This is a genomic window from bacterium (genome assembly GCA_022616075.1).
Lineage (GTDB): Bacteria > Acidobacteriota > HRBIN11 > JAKEFK01 > JAKEFK01 > JAKEFK01.
This window is the reverse complement of sequence record JAKEFK010000173.1, coordinates 1-12378: the sequence shown is the minus strand read 5'-3', so window position 1 is coordinate 12378 and position 12378 is coordinate 1. Positions and strand designations below refer to the sequence as shown.

The window sequence follows — 12378 nt, the reverse complement described above, 5'->3', positions numbered from 1 at the left end:
TCGGAGAATGCACGGCCAGACTTCTGCGGTTCGGAGTTCCTTGTTCGATATTCGGACTTCTCTCCGCTATCATTTTGGTTGTCGGCTATGCCGCGTTAGGCAATAAAGCGAACCACATGCCTGTACATATTCATGGGATTGCTCCGATTAGAGATTGATTTGATGCATTCTCGTTTGATTGCTGTTTACTGCGGATGATATCCAGCACAGCATCCAGTACCGGATCCTGGTTGGAGAAGTAAGCTGTCGAAGAGAGTGAGACAGGAATTTTAGGCGCGATCCAGGGTCGTGCATCCATTCCATCCGCAATCTGGTTTGAGCGTGAAGAAATGCTCACCCGTGCCCCACTGAAAGGCAAAACGGCGAAAGATTCTTCACCTATGAAGTTGGGCTTAGAGCTGCTCGGCTCTCCTACAAAAACTGCGTTGGTATAGTAGTCGACAGCTTGATGAAAATCTGAGTAGCCGAGAAAGTGCTCCGGCTGGTCAGGATGAACAATTGCGGATTTTCCCGAGTCGTTTCGAAATGAATTAATGTTTTCAATACTGACTGGAACAAAGACCCATCACCACCATGGTTGTTTCTTACGTCAACGACAAGATTTCTGACTTTCGTTTCACTTAGAAACCGGCGAAGCCGGCCTGAAAAATCCGACAACGATTCGTCCGGTTTGTTTAATACACGGTTGAATTGAAAATATACTGCATCAAAATCAGGCCACCGTTCAAACCAATAATGGTCCTCCAGTCTGGACAGATAGACCGGCGCGGATGGCGCTCCGGGAAGCTGCGAAGATATGAGTTTGGGAATGTTTTTGATGTTAGGTTTCCCTTCACTCTGCACGGTGATTTCCTGTATCTTGCCCTTCCGGTCCTGCAAAAGCAGGGGTACTTTATTCGGATCCGACAGGATGCCGAGATAATGCAGCATCTGGGGAATATTTAGAAAGACCGGAGCAACCCAGGCAAACATCATAGAATTATCTCTGCTGATCAACGGCTCAATCTTGCCGAGCAAATCTTCAGACGGGGTATTTCCAATCCTGAGTATTTTGTTTCCAATCAACTGTTTCCATTTTTCCGGGGCATCAATTATGCACAGGCCGTCAGAAAAAAACCAGAACCGAAAACCGATGTAAGTAAATGATCCCTTTTGTGCAGTCCATGGAATCAGGTAACTGTGTCCGTCCCCCAACAGAACAACAAGTCGCTGAAATCCGAACAAGATTTGCTCATCAGTAAGTTCAGGAATCTTTCTACGTAGCGTTTGGATCCCTTCTTGCAGCTCCTTAGGTATCGGCCGATTCCTGTAAAGAATGCTCAGTCTGGTCATTTCGGAAACCAGATAATCCAAATCAGCCAGCCAACCTTCGTTCCGGTTGGTGATGTTCGGCCCCGAACCGGCCAGCTTCAAAAAGCGAGGGTCTTCTTTCAAGTTGGAGAAAGCTGCATCTTCCGCTATCTCCGGCCGCCATTCGTATCCTTCCGCGACAGCCCTTTCCAGCCATTGCAAAGCTTCCCTCTGCTTCCCCGCTAAAGCGAACATCCTGGCAATCCAGTAAGACTGAAAAGAAGGGTTCCATGCTCCAAAGGCTTGAGCTTTCTTGTAGGCTTCTGCGGCCGCCTCGTATTCACCAAGCTCACGACGCGCGTCTGCAAGCAATTCCCATACCTCACTATCGTCACCATAATGCTTCACAAGCTTTTCACAGATCTTGGCGACCATTTCAAAATCGCTTTGCTCCTGGTGTTTCTGAGCTTCCAGAAAAAGTCTGTAATACTCCACAGGGCTCATATCTTCTCGAGTAAAGAACACCATAAACATAGAAATAAGAATGGCCTGATTCATGGATTCATCTCCTACATAAATTCTTTACGGTTAAACAATTGAAGTGACGAAAAATAAAGTGTCATGCTTGCAGCCATGGCGAAAAAAAATTTTATGGCCAGGATCAGCGAGCGTTTCACAGGGAGGTTAAAAAGAAAATGGATCTGCCGGTTCTTCAGTTTCCGGAGCTACTATGCCGGCGGCATGGAATGCGATTAGAAACAATCCTACTGTCAAACTAAAAAGCCCTTGAACAACCACTATATCCAGAAGGTTTTTGCCGATGTTGAAATCATTTGCATTCGCGAAGACCTGTGTTCGCAGTGCACCGTCTAAGCTCAACCTGCCCAGCACTACGAACACGGGGAGATGGAATATCAGCAGGAAAACCATCCATCTTCGGCGAGTTTCTCGCCATTCTTTCCAGAAGAGAGCCTCAACAACTTTGCGGTTCATCGTTTGTCTCCATCGCTGGAGCGGACTGTATCGACGAAAATCTCTTCCAGGGTCATGGGCATCTGTTCGCAGGAAAGATGCCGGACGGTTTCTTCATTCCAATCCTTAACTGTCAGGACTTTTTCCTTTTCTCGAATCTCAATCGAGACCAGGTTGAGAGACTTCGGTACAGGTTGAGTGTGATCCAAACGGATTTTCTTGTAGGAAGCCTTGATCTCTTCCACCCTCGCAACCGATAGGAGACGTCCACAGTGAAGAATCGCCACGTAATCGGCGACGCGCTCTACTTCTTCCACTATGTGTGTAGAAAAAATCACAGTTCTTCCGAACTGCGCAATTTCTCCCACAATGTTTTCAATAAAATCGCGTCTCGCTCTCGGATCAAGTCCGGAGGTAGGCTCATCCAGCAGGATCACTTCGGGGTTGAAGGAGAGCGCTAACAACAAACAAAGACGGGCGCGATTTCCGCGGGACAGACTCCGGATGGCTTCTTCGGGATGAAGCGCGAACCGTTGCAACAGTCCGGCCGCTTGTGCTCATCCCAATTGTGGTAGAAAGAGCGTGTGAATTGGATTTTCTCAGCGACCGTCATCCAATCGTAAAGTTCACGCTTCTCCGAAACGTACCCAATTCTAGTTCGCAGATTAGAGTGATATTCCTCTGGATTGAGCCCCAGAATACGCAGACTACCCGAATGCGGGCGGAGATGGCCTGCCAACATTCTGATAAGGGTCGATTTGCCTGAACCGTTCATTCCCAGCAGTCCGAACACGCAGCCTCTGGGAACGCGAAGGCTCACCAAACGAACGGCAGGAAGGGTTCCAAAGTACCGGGTAAGATCCTGGGTTTCCAACACGTAGTCTTCAGAATCGTTGCTCACTTTATGGCTCGCTTCCTTGATTTTCTGGTTTCCTCCAGTTTTTGAAGCAGTGCTTCAAATATGGCGCGAAGCTCCTTAGTCGTCAGGTCAAGGGCAACCCCCTCCACTACTGCCTTCTCCAGCGATGCTTGAATCCGATTGCGCTTTTCACGGCGAGAGATCACAGAAGCTTTCCTGGAGATGAAGGTTCCGTGTCCCTGGCGCTTGAATACGATTCCTTCGTGTTCCAGCTCAAGATAGGCCCGCGCTACCGTATTCGGATTGATGGCCAGATCCATTGCCAAATCCCTGACGGAAGGAAGGGCGTCACCTGCGTGGAGGCGTCCCTTTGCAATTTCCGTCTTGATCTGTTGAATGATCTGTAAGTAAAACGGAACATCCGAAGTCAAATCCATCCGCAATAACATAAGCGCCTTGCCTCCCAACTGTATCGATTATCTTAATACAGCTAATACACTATTCCAATACGAAGTGGGGGGAAAAAAGTTCCCAGGAAACGATTGCTCTCTGATTGCTTCATTTTACGTTTGTATAACGTTTGCATGACAAACGCATAAAATGGCGCGCCTAGAATTCATTCAAATCTTAAAAAGGGAGTATCCATATGAAAAGTCGACCAACCCGTCTACTGTTTTTGCTGATTCTGTTCCTATGCGCGTCCGTTAACGCTTCACCCGGAACAGGAAGTGCGGAGCTTCATCCCATTGATCAATCGGGTGCACAAGCTGAGATTCTTTTTCTTGACACTGGCGATTCGACAACAGGTCTGATCATATTTGGAACGGCTTCGGGATTAGACCCTTCTGCCGGTTACCTTTCACTTCGCTATGATCGGCTTTCGGTTCCCGGTGGGCCGGTGGCGTGTGAGCCTAGCCCCAGTTCGACTCTTACCTTTTTGCAAATGTTTGTAGGCTTCTGGTCGGTAAACCCAGACGGTACCGCCACTCTTTTCGCGCAGTTGATCGGAGCTTCCTATACAGAGTTAGCCGATATAGGAGCGATTTCCATCCGACTCGCTTCTGATGGTAGCCTTCAAGCGTGCGGGCGAATTCACAGGAACCGAAAGTAGGTGCACGACGCAGATCCAATATTAACGTAGTCTTCACGATATCATTCAGGTCGTCCGGATCGAACGTTGATCAGGCGCTCAGGTTAGAGGCATGCCCGTTAATTGAACGCGAATCATCTCAGACGCCACTACCAATCCTGGTGTAAAGGGGAATTTACATTCTTAATCACTGCGAACGCTAGACTTTCCGCTGAAGCTGCATTTTTCAATCCGATCGTTCTCCGTGCTGTCAGTCGAGAAAACGCTGGCATGAGGTTTGATGATGCACTAGCACGATGAGGAAGAGAAATGGATTTACTTACATCGAGATTCTCGTTGCATGCTTCCTGCTTTTCACCGCGCTCATCTTCATCGGGGGTGCAAACATGTCCTCGTTACGCTTGCTCAGCAAAAGTAAGATCCAGCAAAAAGCAACGCTTCTGCTCATGAATCAAGTTGAGGAGCTGCGTTCCGTCCCGATTGAAAATCTGTTGGAAGGAAATGTTCAGGAGAAAAGCGGAACATTCCTTCTCGAGTGGTCGATTCAGGATCACACGCCATTTTTCGGGACAAAACAAATACGCTGCCGTGTGCTTCACCAAAATCAAGTAATTGTGGAAACGCTATTTTACCGATCCGAATAATGCGAGGTGTCACTTTGCTGGAATTTCTGGTCGGAGTCTCACTTTTTCTCTTGTTGCTGTTTTTCAGTTATCACGCGTTTGATTCCCAAAAACATCTTTTGAAAAACATCAGCGCCCAGACACAGCCGGAGGATGAATCGAATTACAGGATGTTATTGATCAAACACTTTCTGGAACGATCAACCCGCAAACTCAGAGTGGATCCCTTCCTGGAAGGCGCAACCATCTTTTTCCCAGATCTTTCATTTGGGCAAAGCACGCAAGTGAACGCATTTTCCGTGGCTCACGTAACCGGTCTGCCTGCGCCCTTCGTCCGAGCGGGCGGCAATCATGCAGTGCCTGCGAGTGCCGCGATTACAAAACAGAAAACCTATTTGATGACCGGCTCTGACAGCACCGGAAATTTCGCATGGAGTTACGGCATCGCGGAAGCGATCTGGCAGACGGCTGATGGATTCACTGTGAAGTTCAAGAAGTTAACAGCCGGAACCGAGCCGGAAAAAGGGACCCTGATCGAAGTGGAGCTCCATGGATTTCTTTTTCAAAATCAGACGCTTTACTGGGTCAGTCCTGGAGGAGCAACGCAACCCTATCTCTCCACTCTGGATTCTTTCTCATACACCTGGAACAACCCTTCTCTGATGATCGGATGGAAAAGGGGGCCCGTTCAAATGGAGTTCCAATGCGTATTATGAAGGATGGCTTATGGAGCGCAGGCTTCCAGCCTGCATTCAGGGCCGCGGGCATCCTGCCCGCAGGTGGTTTTGCCCTCATTCTAAGTTTACTTTTGGTGCTCATCCTTACCATTTTTGCATACTGGATGCTGCTTCTTGTCCAGAACCACTATTCCTCAACGAAAATGCTTTTTGACAGCGACAACGCCCGCACCATTTCCGAAGCGGCCGCTTTTCATCTTGTGCAGCAGCACAACACCCAGGTCCCACGATTCTTCGCAGATCCGCAGCACTGGAATCAGCTTCAGATGCAACCATTCACCTGGAACAACTATGCCTTTTCGGGAAGTCTTCCGGCTCCGTGGGATTCTGTAGCTGTCAATCTGTTTACTTTACGCGCACAAAAAGCGCGCTCGCTGGCAGAAATGCAATTGCCTTTGCGGCAGATCCGCCTGGAGGACTTTGCGCTCTTCAGCGATACGCAACAGCATCTGAACACTTCTACACTATTCGATGGTTTCGTATTTGTGCGGTCCGGATTGACGCTGAATGGTCCGGCTCTATTTCGCGCGCAAGTTCATAATGAAGTGGCTCCGTCGAACCTTGCCACGTACAGAAGAAAAACCTCTCCATGGATCGATTTCCCTTCTCTGGACACTCTCATTCCGGCCGGATGGAAATCGGGAGGTTTCACCATAACTGCTAAAGATCCACGATTCTGGCAGTCGGATCACTACGAGCTGGATCTCGATCAACTGGTACTGACAAAATCCGGTGATGCATGGAAAGTGAAATACAAAAACAATCCATTGGGTGATGCTGCAAACCTGATTCTGATATTCGATGACAATCTGCACATCCATCAGACGTATCGCGAACTGCCGCATCTTCCTTCACCGAAGCCGGATGCCCCGCTGTACATCGCTTCCAATGCGGACATTCTGCTCAAAAGTGACATCCAGAGATTTGAAGGAGGTGAGAATGAACACGGAATTTGTTTGATCTCAGCAAACACAATTCACGTATTACCGGAAAAAAGCAGCGCTCGAATCGAAGCATGTTTATTCTCGTCGGGCAAACCATCTCTTCATGTGGATACCGGTTCTCTTTCGTTGTCTGATGTTGAAAAGCAATCCTGGATTTCAGAAATACAGAGTTCAGTTTTTTTGATGGAACCGGCAAAAAAGAAGGAGCTACTGGAAGCGCTAAACAAGGATGAAAAGATTGTGTGGTTGCGGGGAACAGTTGGAGTTCAAGGCCCGATGAGCGTTGCGCCTGACATTATTCAGCTGCATTTCGAAGCTTGCCGGAGGACTCATCCTCTTTTCATTTCTTTCCCATTCGTGCAGGTTGTGGAAGGAATGGAAAAATGGCGTTAGATTCCGTAAATCGATGGCAGCTGGTTCGAGGCATCATCACTCAAAAGAGAAGTGGTGTGATTGTTCTGCAGGCAGGCAAAAACTACCTTCACTGGACCATTGATAAGGGATTGCTAGTCTGTATTCATTCGACTTTCCCGGAAGCCTCTTTAACGAATTTTTTTGAAGAACAGCGGATCATTGAGCCAACCAGGCTCTCAAGCGTAAAGAGGCAGGTCGATCACACAAAGCCCTTTGGTTCTGTTTTGTTGCGACAGCATCTTCTCAATGAAGAGGATTTCGCGAAAAGCATTTACCAGCATTGGATCGCGTGCACAGATTATTTGTTTGAACCTTCCATCCACCTGTTCTGGTCTGTAAACTCCGGAATCATGAATCCGGAGTTTATTCGGTGTGACCGACCACTGGCCGATATTTTGATGCAGGCCAACAGGAATTCAATCACAATACCGACTGCGATTCGTGCGATTGAGGACCTGAAGCCTCCCTTTCGGATTCTTTCGGCAAAACCGGACCTGTCCCGCTTCAATGAGGAAGAAAGAAGAATCTGGATGTACTTGCAATCAGGAAGCACCTTGGATCAAATTTTTCAGGATCGCGAAATTACAAAAATTCCTTGCTACAAATTGCTGTTCTTGCTGTGGGTGTGTGGGCACATATCCGATTCGCGGACAACCACAACACATCAGGTCCAACAGGTAACCACCGGCCTTTTGCAGCGAATTCCCGCCGAATGGATTTTTCCCCTTTGTGCCGGAACCATCATCGGTGTTCTGCTTGCTCCCTCCTCTCCGGAACCGAAACCCTCCCCGCCTCCCCCTGCTTATCGTGTGGAAACGCTGGAAGAAGAAGCTCTTCCCACCCCCGCCTGGTCAACCACCCAAAATGAGGAAGATTTAAACGCAGAGACGCAGGGACGCAGAGATGAAAGAGAATGAAATTACGAAAATAATTGTCGAATGTGCCATTGAGGTTCACCGCGTTTTAGGTGGCCCAGGATTGTTGGAGTGTGTATATGAAGAGGCTTTGGTATGGGAACTTGAAAGACGAGGACTTAACGTGTTGCGGCAGGTCATATTGCCCATTCGTTACAAGGGAAACACTCTCGGCCATCCTTTGAAAATCGATCTAATGGTGCAACGAAAGGTTCTGGTTGAGAATAAGGCTACAATCCAAGACGATAGAATTTTTCAATCACAGCTACTAACATACTTGCGTTTGAGTCGCTTAAAAGTAGGGATGGTGCTTAATTTCGGTAAGAGACTGATGAAGGACGGTATTCACCGAGTTGTGAACGGACTTTGAATTCTCTGCTTCTCTGCGTCTCTGCGTTAAAAATTACCTGTCAAGAGTAAGAGTATGGCCTTTTGGCAATGCAGGCGGTTTTCCGCCTCATCCCACACCACTGCATTCGGGCTATCGATCACTTCATCGGTGACTTCATCACCGCGATGCGCAGGAAGGCAATGCAAAAAGAGTGCATCCGGTTTTGCCCACGCGAAAAGTTTTTCATTCACTTGATAGCCGCCAAAGATTGCTTTTCGTTCGTGATATTCTTTTTCTTGACCCATCGATGCCCACACATCCGTGTATACAGCATCTGCATCGCGAATCGCTTCGCGTGGATCCGTCACAACCGTCACCGATCCACCGGTTTTTGTGGCCAGGTCCCGGCTAAAATCCACCACACCTTGATCCGGTTTGTAGCCGTCCGGAGCGCCGACACTAATGCGCATTCCTAATGCTGCCGCTCCGAACAGCAGCGAATGACAAACATTGTTGCCATCACCAATGTACGCGATTTTGCGTCCTTTGCAGTCTCCCCATCTTTCATACAACGTGAAGTAATCCGCAACGCCCTGACACGGATGCGAAAAATCGGAGAGTCCGTTGATCACCGGAACGGCTGCATACTTTGCCAGGTCTTCCACAATGTTATGACCGAAAACACGCGCCATGATGATATCGACCATGCGTGAAAGAACGCGCGCTGTGTCCGCAATCGTTTCCCCTCGCCCGATCTGAATATCGTTGGAGCTCAAAAACAGAGCGTGACCGCCCAATTGAAACATTCCGACTTCAAAAGAAACACGGGTGCGGGTCGACGACTTTTGAAAAATCATTCCCAGCGTTTTTCCGGCGAGCGCCTGGCTGTACTTTTGTGGATTTTTCTTCACATCGGCGCTTAAGTCAAAAATCTCCTTCCATTGACCGGAAGAAACATCTTTCAAACTTAAAAAGTGCCGTACCGCGGGCGTCCCGGCCGCATTCTTGGTCTTCATCGTTACCTCACAATGTGCGTCCCCGATTGACCTTTCATCGCGCGTATTAATTCTTTTGCTGAAGTGACGATCACTTCTTTTCCCCCATTTTCAATAAAATCGATTGCCGCTTTTATTTTAGGCCCCATGCTTCCGGGTGGAAAATGACCTCTGTCATAAAAACGTTTCATCTCTTTCAAACGAACCCGCGTCAGATTCTTTTGATTTTTTTTGCCAAAATGGATAGAAACGAACTCGACGTTTGTCAGGATCACGAATAGATCTGCTCTTAATTCAGACGCGATCAAGCTACTTGTGTAATCCTTGTCGATCACAGCTTCGACTCCCTTGATGTTATCGTAGCCGTCATAGTAAGCAGGAATCCCTCCACCGCCTGCAGCAATGACACAGGTTCCGTTGTTGATCAGCGATTTGACGATTTCCAGATTGATGATTCGCTGTGGCAAAGGTGAGGCAACAACTCTGCGATACCCTCTTCCACTATCTTCCACCATCGGCCAGCGCTTTTCTTTCTTCAGCACGGCTGCCCGATACGCAGTAAAGAAAGGACCGATCGGTTTGCTAGGATTCTCAAACGCAGGGTCTCGCGGATCCACCATCACCTGCGTAATCAGCGTAGCCGCTTCCTTCTTCAAACTGCGCTTCCTGAACTGATTGCGCAGAGAGCGCTCCAGCAGGTAACCCATGCTTCCTTCCGAAACGGCGACGCAGACGTCCAGCGAAAAAGGGGGAACTTTGTTCACGGCCTCTTCCATTTGAATCAGGATGTTTCCCACCTGTGGGCCGTTTCCATGAACAATGACCAGATCGTATCCGCGTTGAACAATCTGAGCCATCAAGTCGGCGGCTTCATCACAGTGCCGGATCTGCTCTTCCTGTGTGCCTCTTTCCCCTTCTTTCAGGATCGCATTCCCGCCGAAAGCAATCACCGCAACTGGATTTCTCATGATTCGTATCGAGGATCAGGAACAGAAAGGCTTCAACACATCTTCCATTGTAGGAGATCCGATCGCCTGCAGCTCGTAGGTCACGCGGACAGCAGGCTTGTTGAACTTCACCAAACGCCGCAAATCGACCGGAGTCGCTATGATTACCACGTCGCAGTCTGCGCGATTGATGGTGTCTTCCAAATCCTTCATCTGCTTACCGCCATATCCCATAGCAGGCAGCAACGTGCCAATGTCCGGATAAATCCGGAACGTCTCCGCTATCGAACCGACAGCATAGGGTCTGGGATCCACAATTGCGCTCGCCGCAAATTTCTTTGCCGCCAAGATTCCCGCGCCGTACTTCATTTCGCCATGCGTTAAGGTCGGTCCATCTTCGATCACCAGCACTCTCTTGTTGAAGATGGCAGACGGATTCTCCAAGAAAATCGGTGATGCGCCATCCACAACAATGGCCTTGGGATTTATTTTGCGAATATTCGCTCGCACAGTGTTCACATTGTCGAACGAGGAAGTATCCATTTTGTTGATCACGATCACGTTCGCTCGCCGGAAATTAACTTCGCCTGGATAGTAGCTCAATTCGTGGCCGGGTCTGTGCGGATCAGCAACTACAATTTCCAGATCCGATTTGAAAAAAGGCGTGTCATTGTTTCCACCATCCCAGAGAACGATTTCGGCTTCCTTTTCCACCTCATCCAGAATCGCCTGATAGTCGACACCGGCGAATACTACAATCCCTCTTGTGAGATGAGGTTCGTATTCTTCCCGCTCTTCAATCGTGCAATCGTACCTGTCCAAATCTTCCATAGTGGCAAAGCGTTGCACTCGCTGCGCGACGAGGTCCCCATAAGGCATTGGGTGGCGAACGACACAGACCTTCTTGCCGGAGTTCTTCAGGATCTCCGCAACTTTGCGCGTGGTCTGGCTCTTTCCACTACCAGTGCGAACAGCGCACACAGACACAACCGGTCTTTTGGATATGAGCATGGTGGAGGTCGGACTGATCAGACGGTAATCCGCTCCTGCAGCGAGAACCTCGCATCCTTTGTGCATGACATATTGATGCGAAACATCGCTGTAGGAAAAGATGACCTGATGAATATTGTGTTTTTGAATGAGTGCGATGAGTTCTTTTTCCTCATGAATGGGAATGCCATTCGGATAAAGCTCGCCGGCCAATTCGGCCGGATAACGGCGATCAGCAATATTAGGAATCTGCGTCGCGGTAAAGGCAACGACTTCTACAGTTGGGTCCTTCCGGAACAGCACATTAAAATTATGAAAATCACGTCCGGCTGCTCCCATGATTAAGATCCGGGTCTTCACAAATCCTCCTACGGAGCGCAAGCTTCCAGGCTGCATTACGAGCCGCGGGCATCCTGCCCGCAGCGCTCCAAAGCGTCCTATTCTAGCACTATTGCGCCGGTTTTCGAGCCTCAATAAACAGAGCGTAACCCTGCCATGGCAGGAGCTTATCCAGCCTCGTAAATGCGAATAAAATGGGATAGGCGAGAGAATAAAGTTTCATGGAACCCTGATGTTTTTGAAAACTTTCCTTCGATCCGATGGTGATATTTCCGTCCCTTTTTCCTGCTTCTCCTTCCATGCCTTTTCCCAGCAGTTTCACAAATGCAAAATTGATCCCCATTTCAATGAATTCGGTAAAAAATCGGGAATAGGTTGTCGACGATAGAATGTCGTATCCCTGCTGTTTCAGTCGCGCCCGTAGATCGCCAAGATCATAACCCTCCCGGACATGTCCATACTTATCCAGAGTCAGACCGATCTTTGGTTTCACTTTATTTAACAGAAAAGTAGGACCGGTCGTCGGAGTTGAAATAAGCAAACGGCCCGCTGGTTTCAAAACGCGCCATAGCTCACTCATTGCAGCATCATCGTCGTGCACGTGTTCCAGATAATCCAGCGAGACGATCACATCAAAAGAGGAATCAGGGAAGGGAAGAACATTGGGTGGAATTTGCAGCACTCCGTCTTTGACCAGCGAGATTGCAGCTTGAACATTGCTCTTGTCGGTATCGGCGTGAAGCCAGGCACCGCCTGCGGAACGCAAAAAATGCGAAACCGTTCCGCGCGCGCAACCAACTTCCAAACAGGTTTTGCCTTTCAGATCGTTGAGTGAACGCAAGAGAAGGTCGATCTTCTCCTTTTTCTTAAGCGATTTTTTATAAACCTGTAATTGCCATTCTTCCATCTGATACTACGATCTACCGTTGTTGT

At 48.6% G+C, this 12378-nt stretch carries 15 protein-coding genes and 1 pseudogene; 6 read left to right on the top strand and 10 right to left on the bottom strand.

The features are described 5' to 3' along the window. Positions 1 to 130 precede the first annotated feature (130 nt). The 6 genes and pseudogenes from L0156_13750 to L0156_13725 form a co-directional block, all read right to left on the bottom strand. Positions 131 to 337, bottom strand: a complete 207-nt coding sequence (locus L0156_13750) for a hypothetical protein (protein MCI0604060.1) — start codon at positions 335 to 337, stop codon at positions 131 to 133. Between the two features lie 74 nt (positions 338 to 411). Next, the gene (locus L0156_13745; protein ID MCI0604059.1) at positions 412 to 1848 is read right to left on the bottom strand and encodes a hypothetical protein; all 1437 of its coding nucleotides are present in this window, start codon (positions 1846 to 1848) and stop codon (positions 412 to 414) included. A 126-nt stretch (positions 1849 to 1974) separates the two neighbouring features. Further along, positions 1975 to 2283, bottom strand: a complete 309-nt coding sequence (locus tag L0156_13740; protein ID MCI0604058.1) for a hypothetical protein — start codon at positions 2281 to 2283, stop codon at positions 1975 to 1977. Next, a complete protein-coding gene (locus tag L0156_13735) occupies positions 2280 to 2726 on the bottom strand; it encodes an AAA family ATPase (GenBank protein MCI0604057.1) in 447 nt (148 codons plus the stop codon). Before L0156_13735 ends, L0156_13740 begins: the two co-directional genes overlap by 4 nt. Positions 2727 to 2732: 6 nt before the next feature. Further along, positions 2733 to 3037 (bottom strand): annotated as a pseudogene (locus L0156_13730) (ATP-binding cassette domain-containing protein). Positions 3038 to 3159: 122 nt separating this feature from the next. Next, complete coding sequence (locus L0156_13725) at positions 3160 to 3570, bottom strand: GntR family transcriptional regulator (GenBank protein ID MCI0604056.1); 411 nt, start codon at positions 3568 to 3570, stop codon at positions 3160 to 3162. Between the two features lie 197 nt (positions 3571 to 3767). Here L0156_13725 and L0156_13720 point away from each other — a divergent pair, with 197 nt between their 5' ends. The 6 genes from L0156_13720 (at position 3768) to L0156_13695 (ending at position 8213) form a co-directional block, all read left to right on the top strand. Further along, complete coding sequence (locus tag L0156_13720; protein ID MCI0604055.1) at positions 3768 to 4232, top strand: hypothetical protein; 465 nt, start codon at positions 3768 to 3770, stop codon at positions 4230 to 4232. A gap of 275 nt (positions 4233 to 4507) precedes the next feature. Then, positions 4508 to 4855 carry a hypothetical protein gene (locus L0156_13715; protein ID MCI0604054.1) on the top strand — a complete coding sequence of 116 codons (348 nt, stop codon included), beginning with the start codon at positions 4508 to 4510 and terminating at the stop codon, positions 4853 to 4855. After that, positions 4855 to 5550: a hypothetical protein gene (locus tag L0156_13710; protein MCI0604053.1), complete on the top strand. Its 696-nt coding sequence runs from the start codon at positions 4855 to 4857 to the stop codon at positions 5548 to 5550. Before L0156_13715 ends, L0156_13710 begins: the two co-directional genes overlap by 1 nt. After that, on the top strand, positions 5538 to 6908 hold the full coding sequence (locus tag L0156_13705; GenBank protein ID MCI0604052.1) for a hypothetical protein: 1371 nt from the start codon (positions 5538 to 5540) through the stop codon (positions 6906 to 6908). The genes L0156_13710 and L0156_13705 overlap by 13 nt, the downstream gene beginning before the upstream one ends. Beyond that, positions 6899 to 7846 (top strand): hypothetical protein, encoded by a 948-nt coding sequence (locus tag L0156_13700; protein MCI0604051.1) that lies wholly within the window; start codon positions 6899 to 6901, stop codon positions 7844 to 7846. Before L0156_13705 ends, L0156_13700 begins: the two co-directional genes overlap by 10 nt. Then, positions 7833 to 8213 (top strand): GxxExxY protein, encoded by a 381-nt coding sequence (locus tag L0156_13695; protein MCI0604050.1) that lies wholly within the window; start codon positions 7833 to 7835, stop codon positions 8211 to 8213. The genes L0156_13700 and L0156_13695 overlap by 14 nt, the downstream gene beginning before the upstream one ends. A 26-nt stretch (positions 8214 to 8239) precedes the next feature. Here the strand turns inward: L0156_13695 and argF are convergent, their stop codons facing one another. The 4 genes from argF to L0156_13675 form a co-directional block, all read right to left on the bottom strand. Beyond that, positions 8240 to 9190, bottom strand: a complete 951-nt coding sequence (argF, locus tag L0156_13690) for an ornithine carbamoyltransferase (protein ID MCI0604049.1) — start codon at positions 9188 to 9190, stop codon at positions 8240 to 8242. Positions 9191 to 9192: 2 nt separating this feature from the next. Beyond that, positions 9193 to 10137, bottom strand: a complete 945-nt coding sequence (arcC, locus tag L0156_13685) for a carbamate kinase (protein ID MCI0604048.1) — start codon at positions 10135 to 10137, stop codon at positions 9193 to 9195. A gap of 15 nt (positions 10138 to 10152) precedes the next feature. Further along, on the bottom strand, positions 10153 to 11445 hold the full coding sequence (locus L0156_13680; GenBank protein MCI0604047.1) for a cyclic 2,3-diphosphoglycerate synthase: 1293 nt from the start codon (positions 11443 to 11445) through the stop codon (positions 10153 to 10155). 109 nt (positions 11446 to 11554) lie between these two features. Next, a complete protein-coding gene (locus L0156_13675; protein ID MCI0604046.1) occupies positions 11555 to 12352 on the bottom strand; it encodes a class I SAM-dependent methyltransferase in 798 nt (265 codons plus the stop codon). Positions 12353 to 12378: the final 26 nt, after the last annotated feature.

Excerpts from the sequence above, each read along its gene's own strand:
- L0156_13675 (MCI0604046.1), bottom strand. The coding sequence starts at position 12,352 with ATGGAAGAATGGCAATTACAGGTTTATAAAAAATCGCTTAAGAAAAAG.
- L0156_13710 (MCI0604053.1), top strand. The coding sequence starts at position 4,855 with ATGCGAGGTGTCACTTTGCTGGAATTTCTGGTCGGAGTCTCACTTTTT.
- L0156_13725 (MCI0604056.1), bottom strand. The coding sequence starts at position 3,570 with ATGTTATTGCGGATGGATTTGACTTCGGATGTTCCGTTTTACTTACAG.
- L0156_13695 (MCI0604050.1), top strand. The coding sequence starts at position 7,833 with ATGAAAGAGAATGAAATTACGAAAATAATTGTCGAATGTGCCATTGAG.
- L0156_13715 (MCI0604054.1), top strand. The coding sequence starts at position 4,508 with ATGAGGAAGAGAAATGGATTTACTTACATCGAGATTCTCGTTGCATGC.
- L0156_13720 (MCI0604055.1), top strand. The coding sequence starts at position 3,768 with ATGAAAAGTCGACCAACCCGTCTACTGTTTTTGCTGATTCTGTTCCTA.
- arcC (MCI0604048.1), bottom strand. The coding sequence starts at position 10,137 with ATGAGAAATCCAGTTGCGGTGATTGCTTTCGGCGGGAATGCGATCCTG.
- L0156_13705 (MCI0604052.1), top strand. The coding sequence starts at position 5,538 with ATGCGTATTATGAAGGATGGCTTATGGAGCGCAGGCTTCCAGCCTGCA.
- L0156_13740 (MCI0604058.1), bottom strand. The coding sequence starts at position 2,283 with ATGAACCGCAAAGTTGTTGAGGCTCTCTTCTGGAAAGAATGGCGAGAA.
- argF (MCI0604049.1), bottom strand. The coding sequence starts at position 9,190 with ATGAAGACCAAGAATGCGGCCGGGACGCCCGCGGTACGGCACTTTTTA.
- L0156_13745 (MCI0604059.1), bottom strand. The coding sequence starts at position 1,848 with ATGAATCAGGCCATTCTTATTTCTATGTTTATGGTGTTCTTTACTCGA.
- L0156_13700 (MCI0604051.1), top strand. The coding sequence starts at position 6,899 with ATGGCGTTAGATTCCGTAAATCGATGGCAGCTGGTTCGAGGCATCATC.
- L0156_13680 (MCI0604047.1), bottom strand. The coding sequence starts at position 11,445 with ATGGGAGCAGCCGGACGTGATTTTCATAATTTTAATGTGCTGTTCCGG.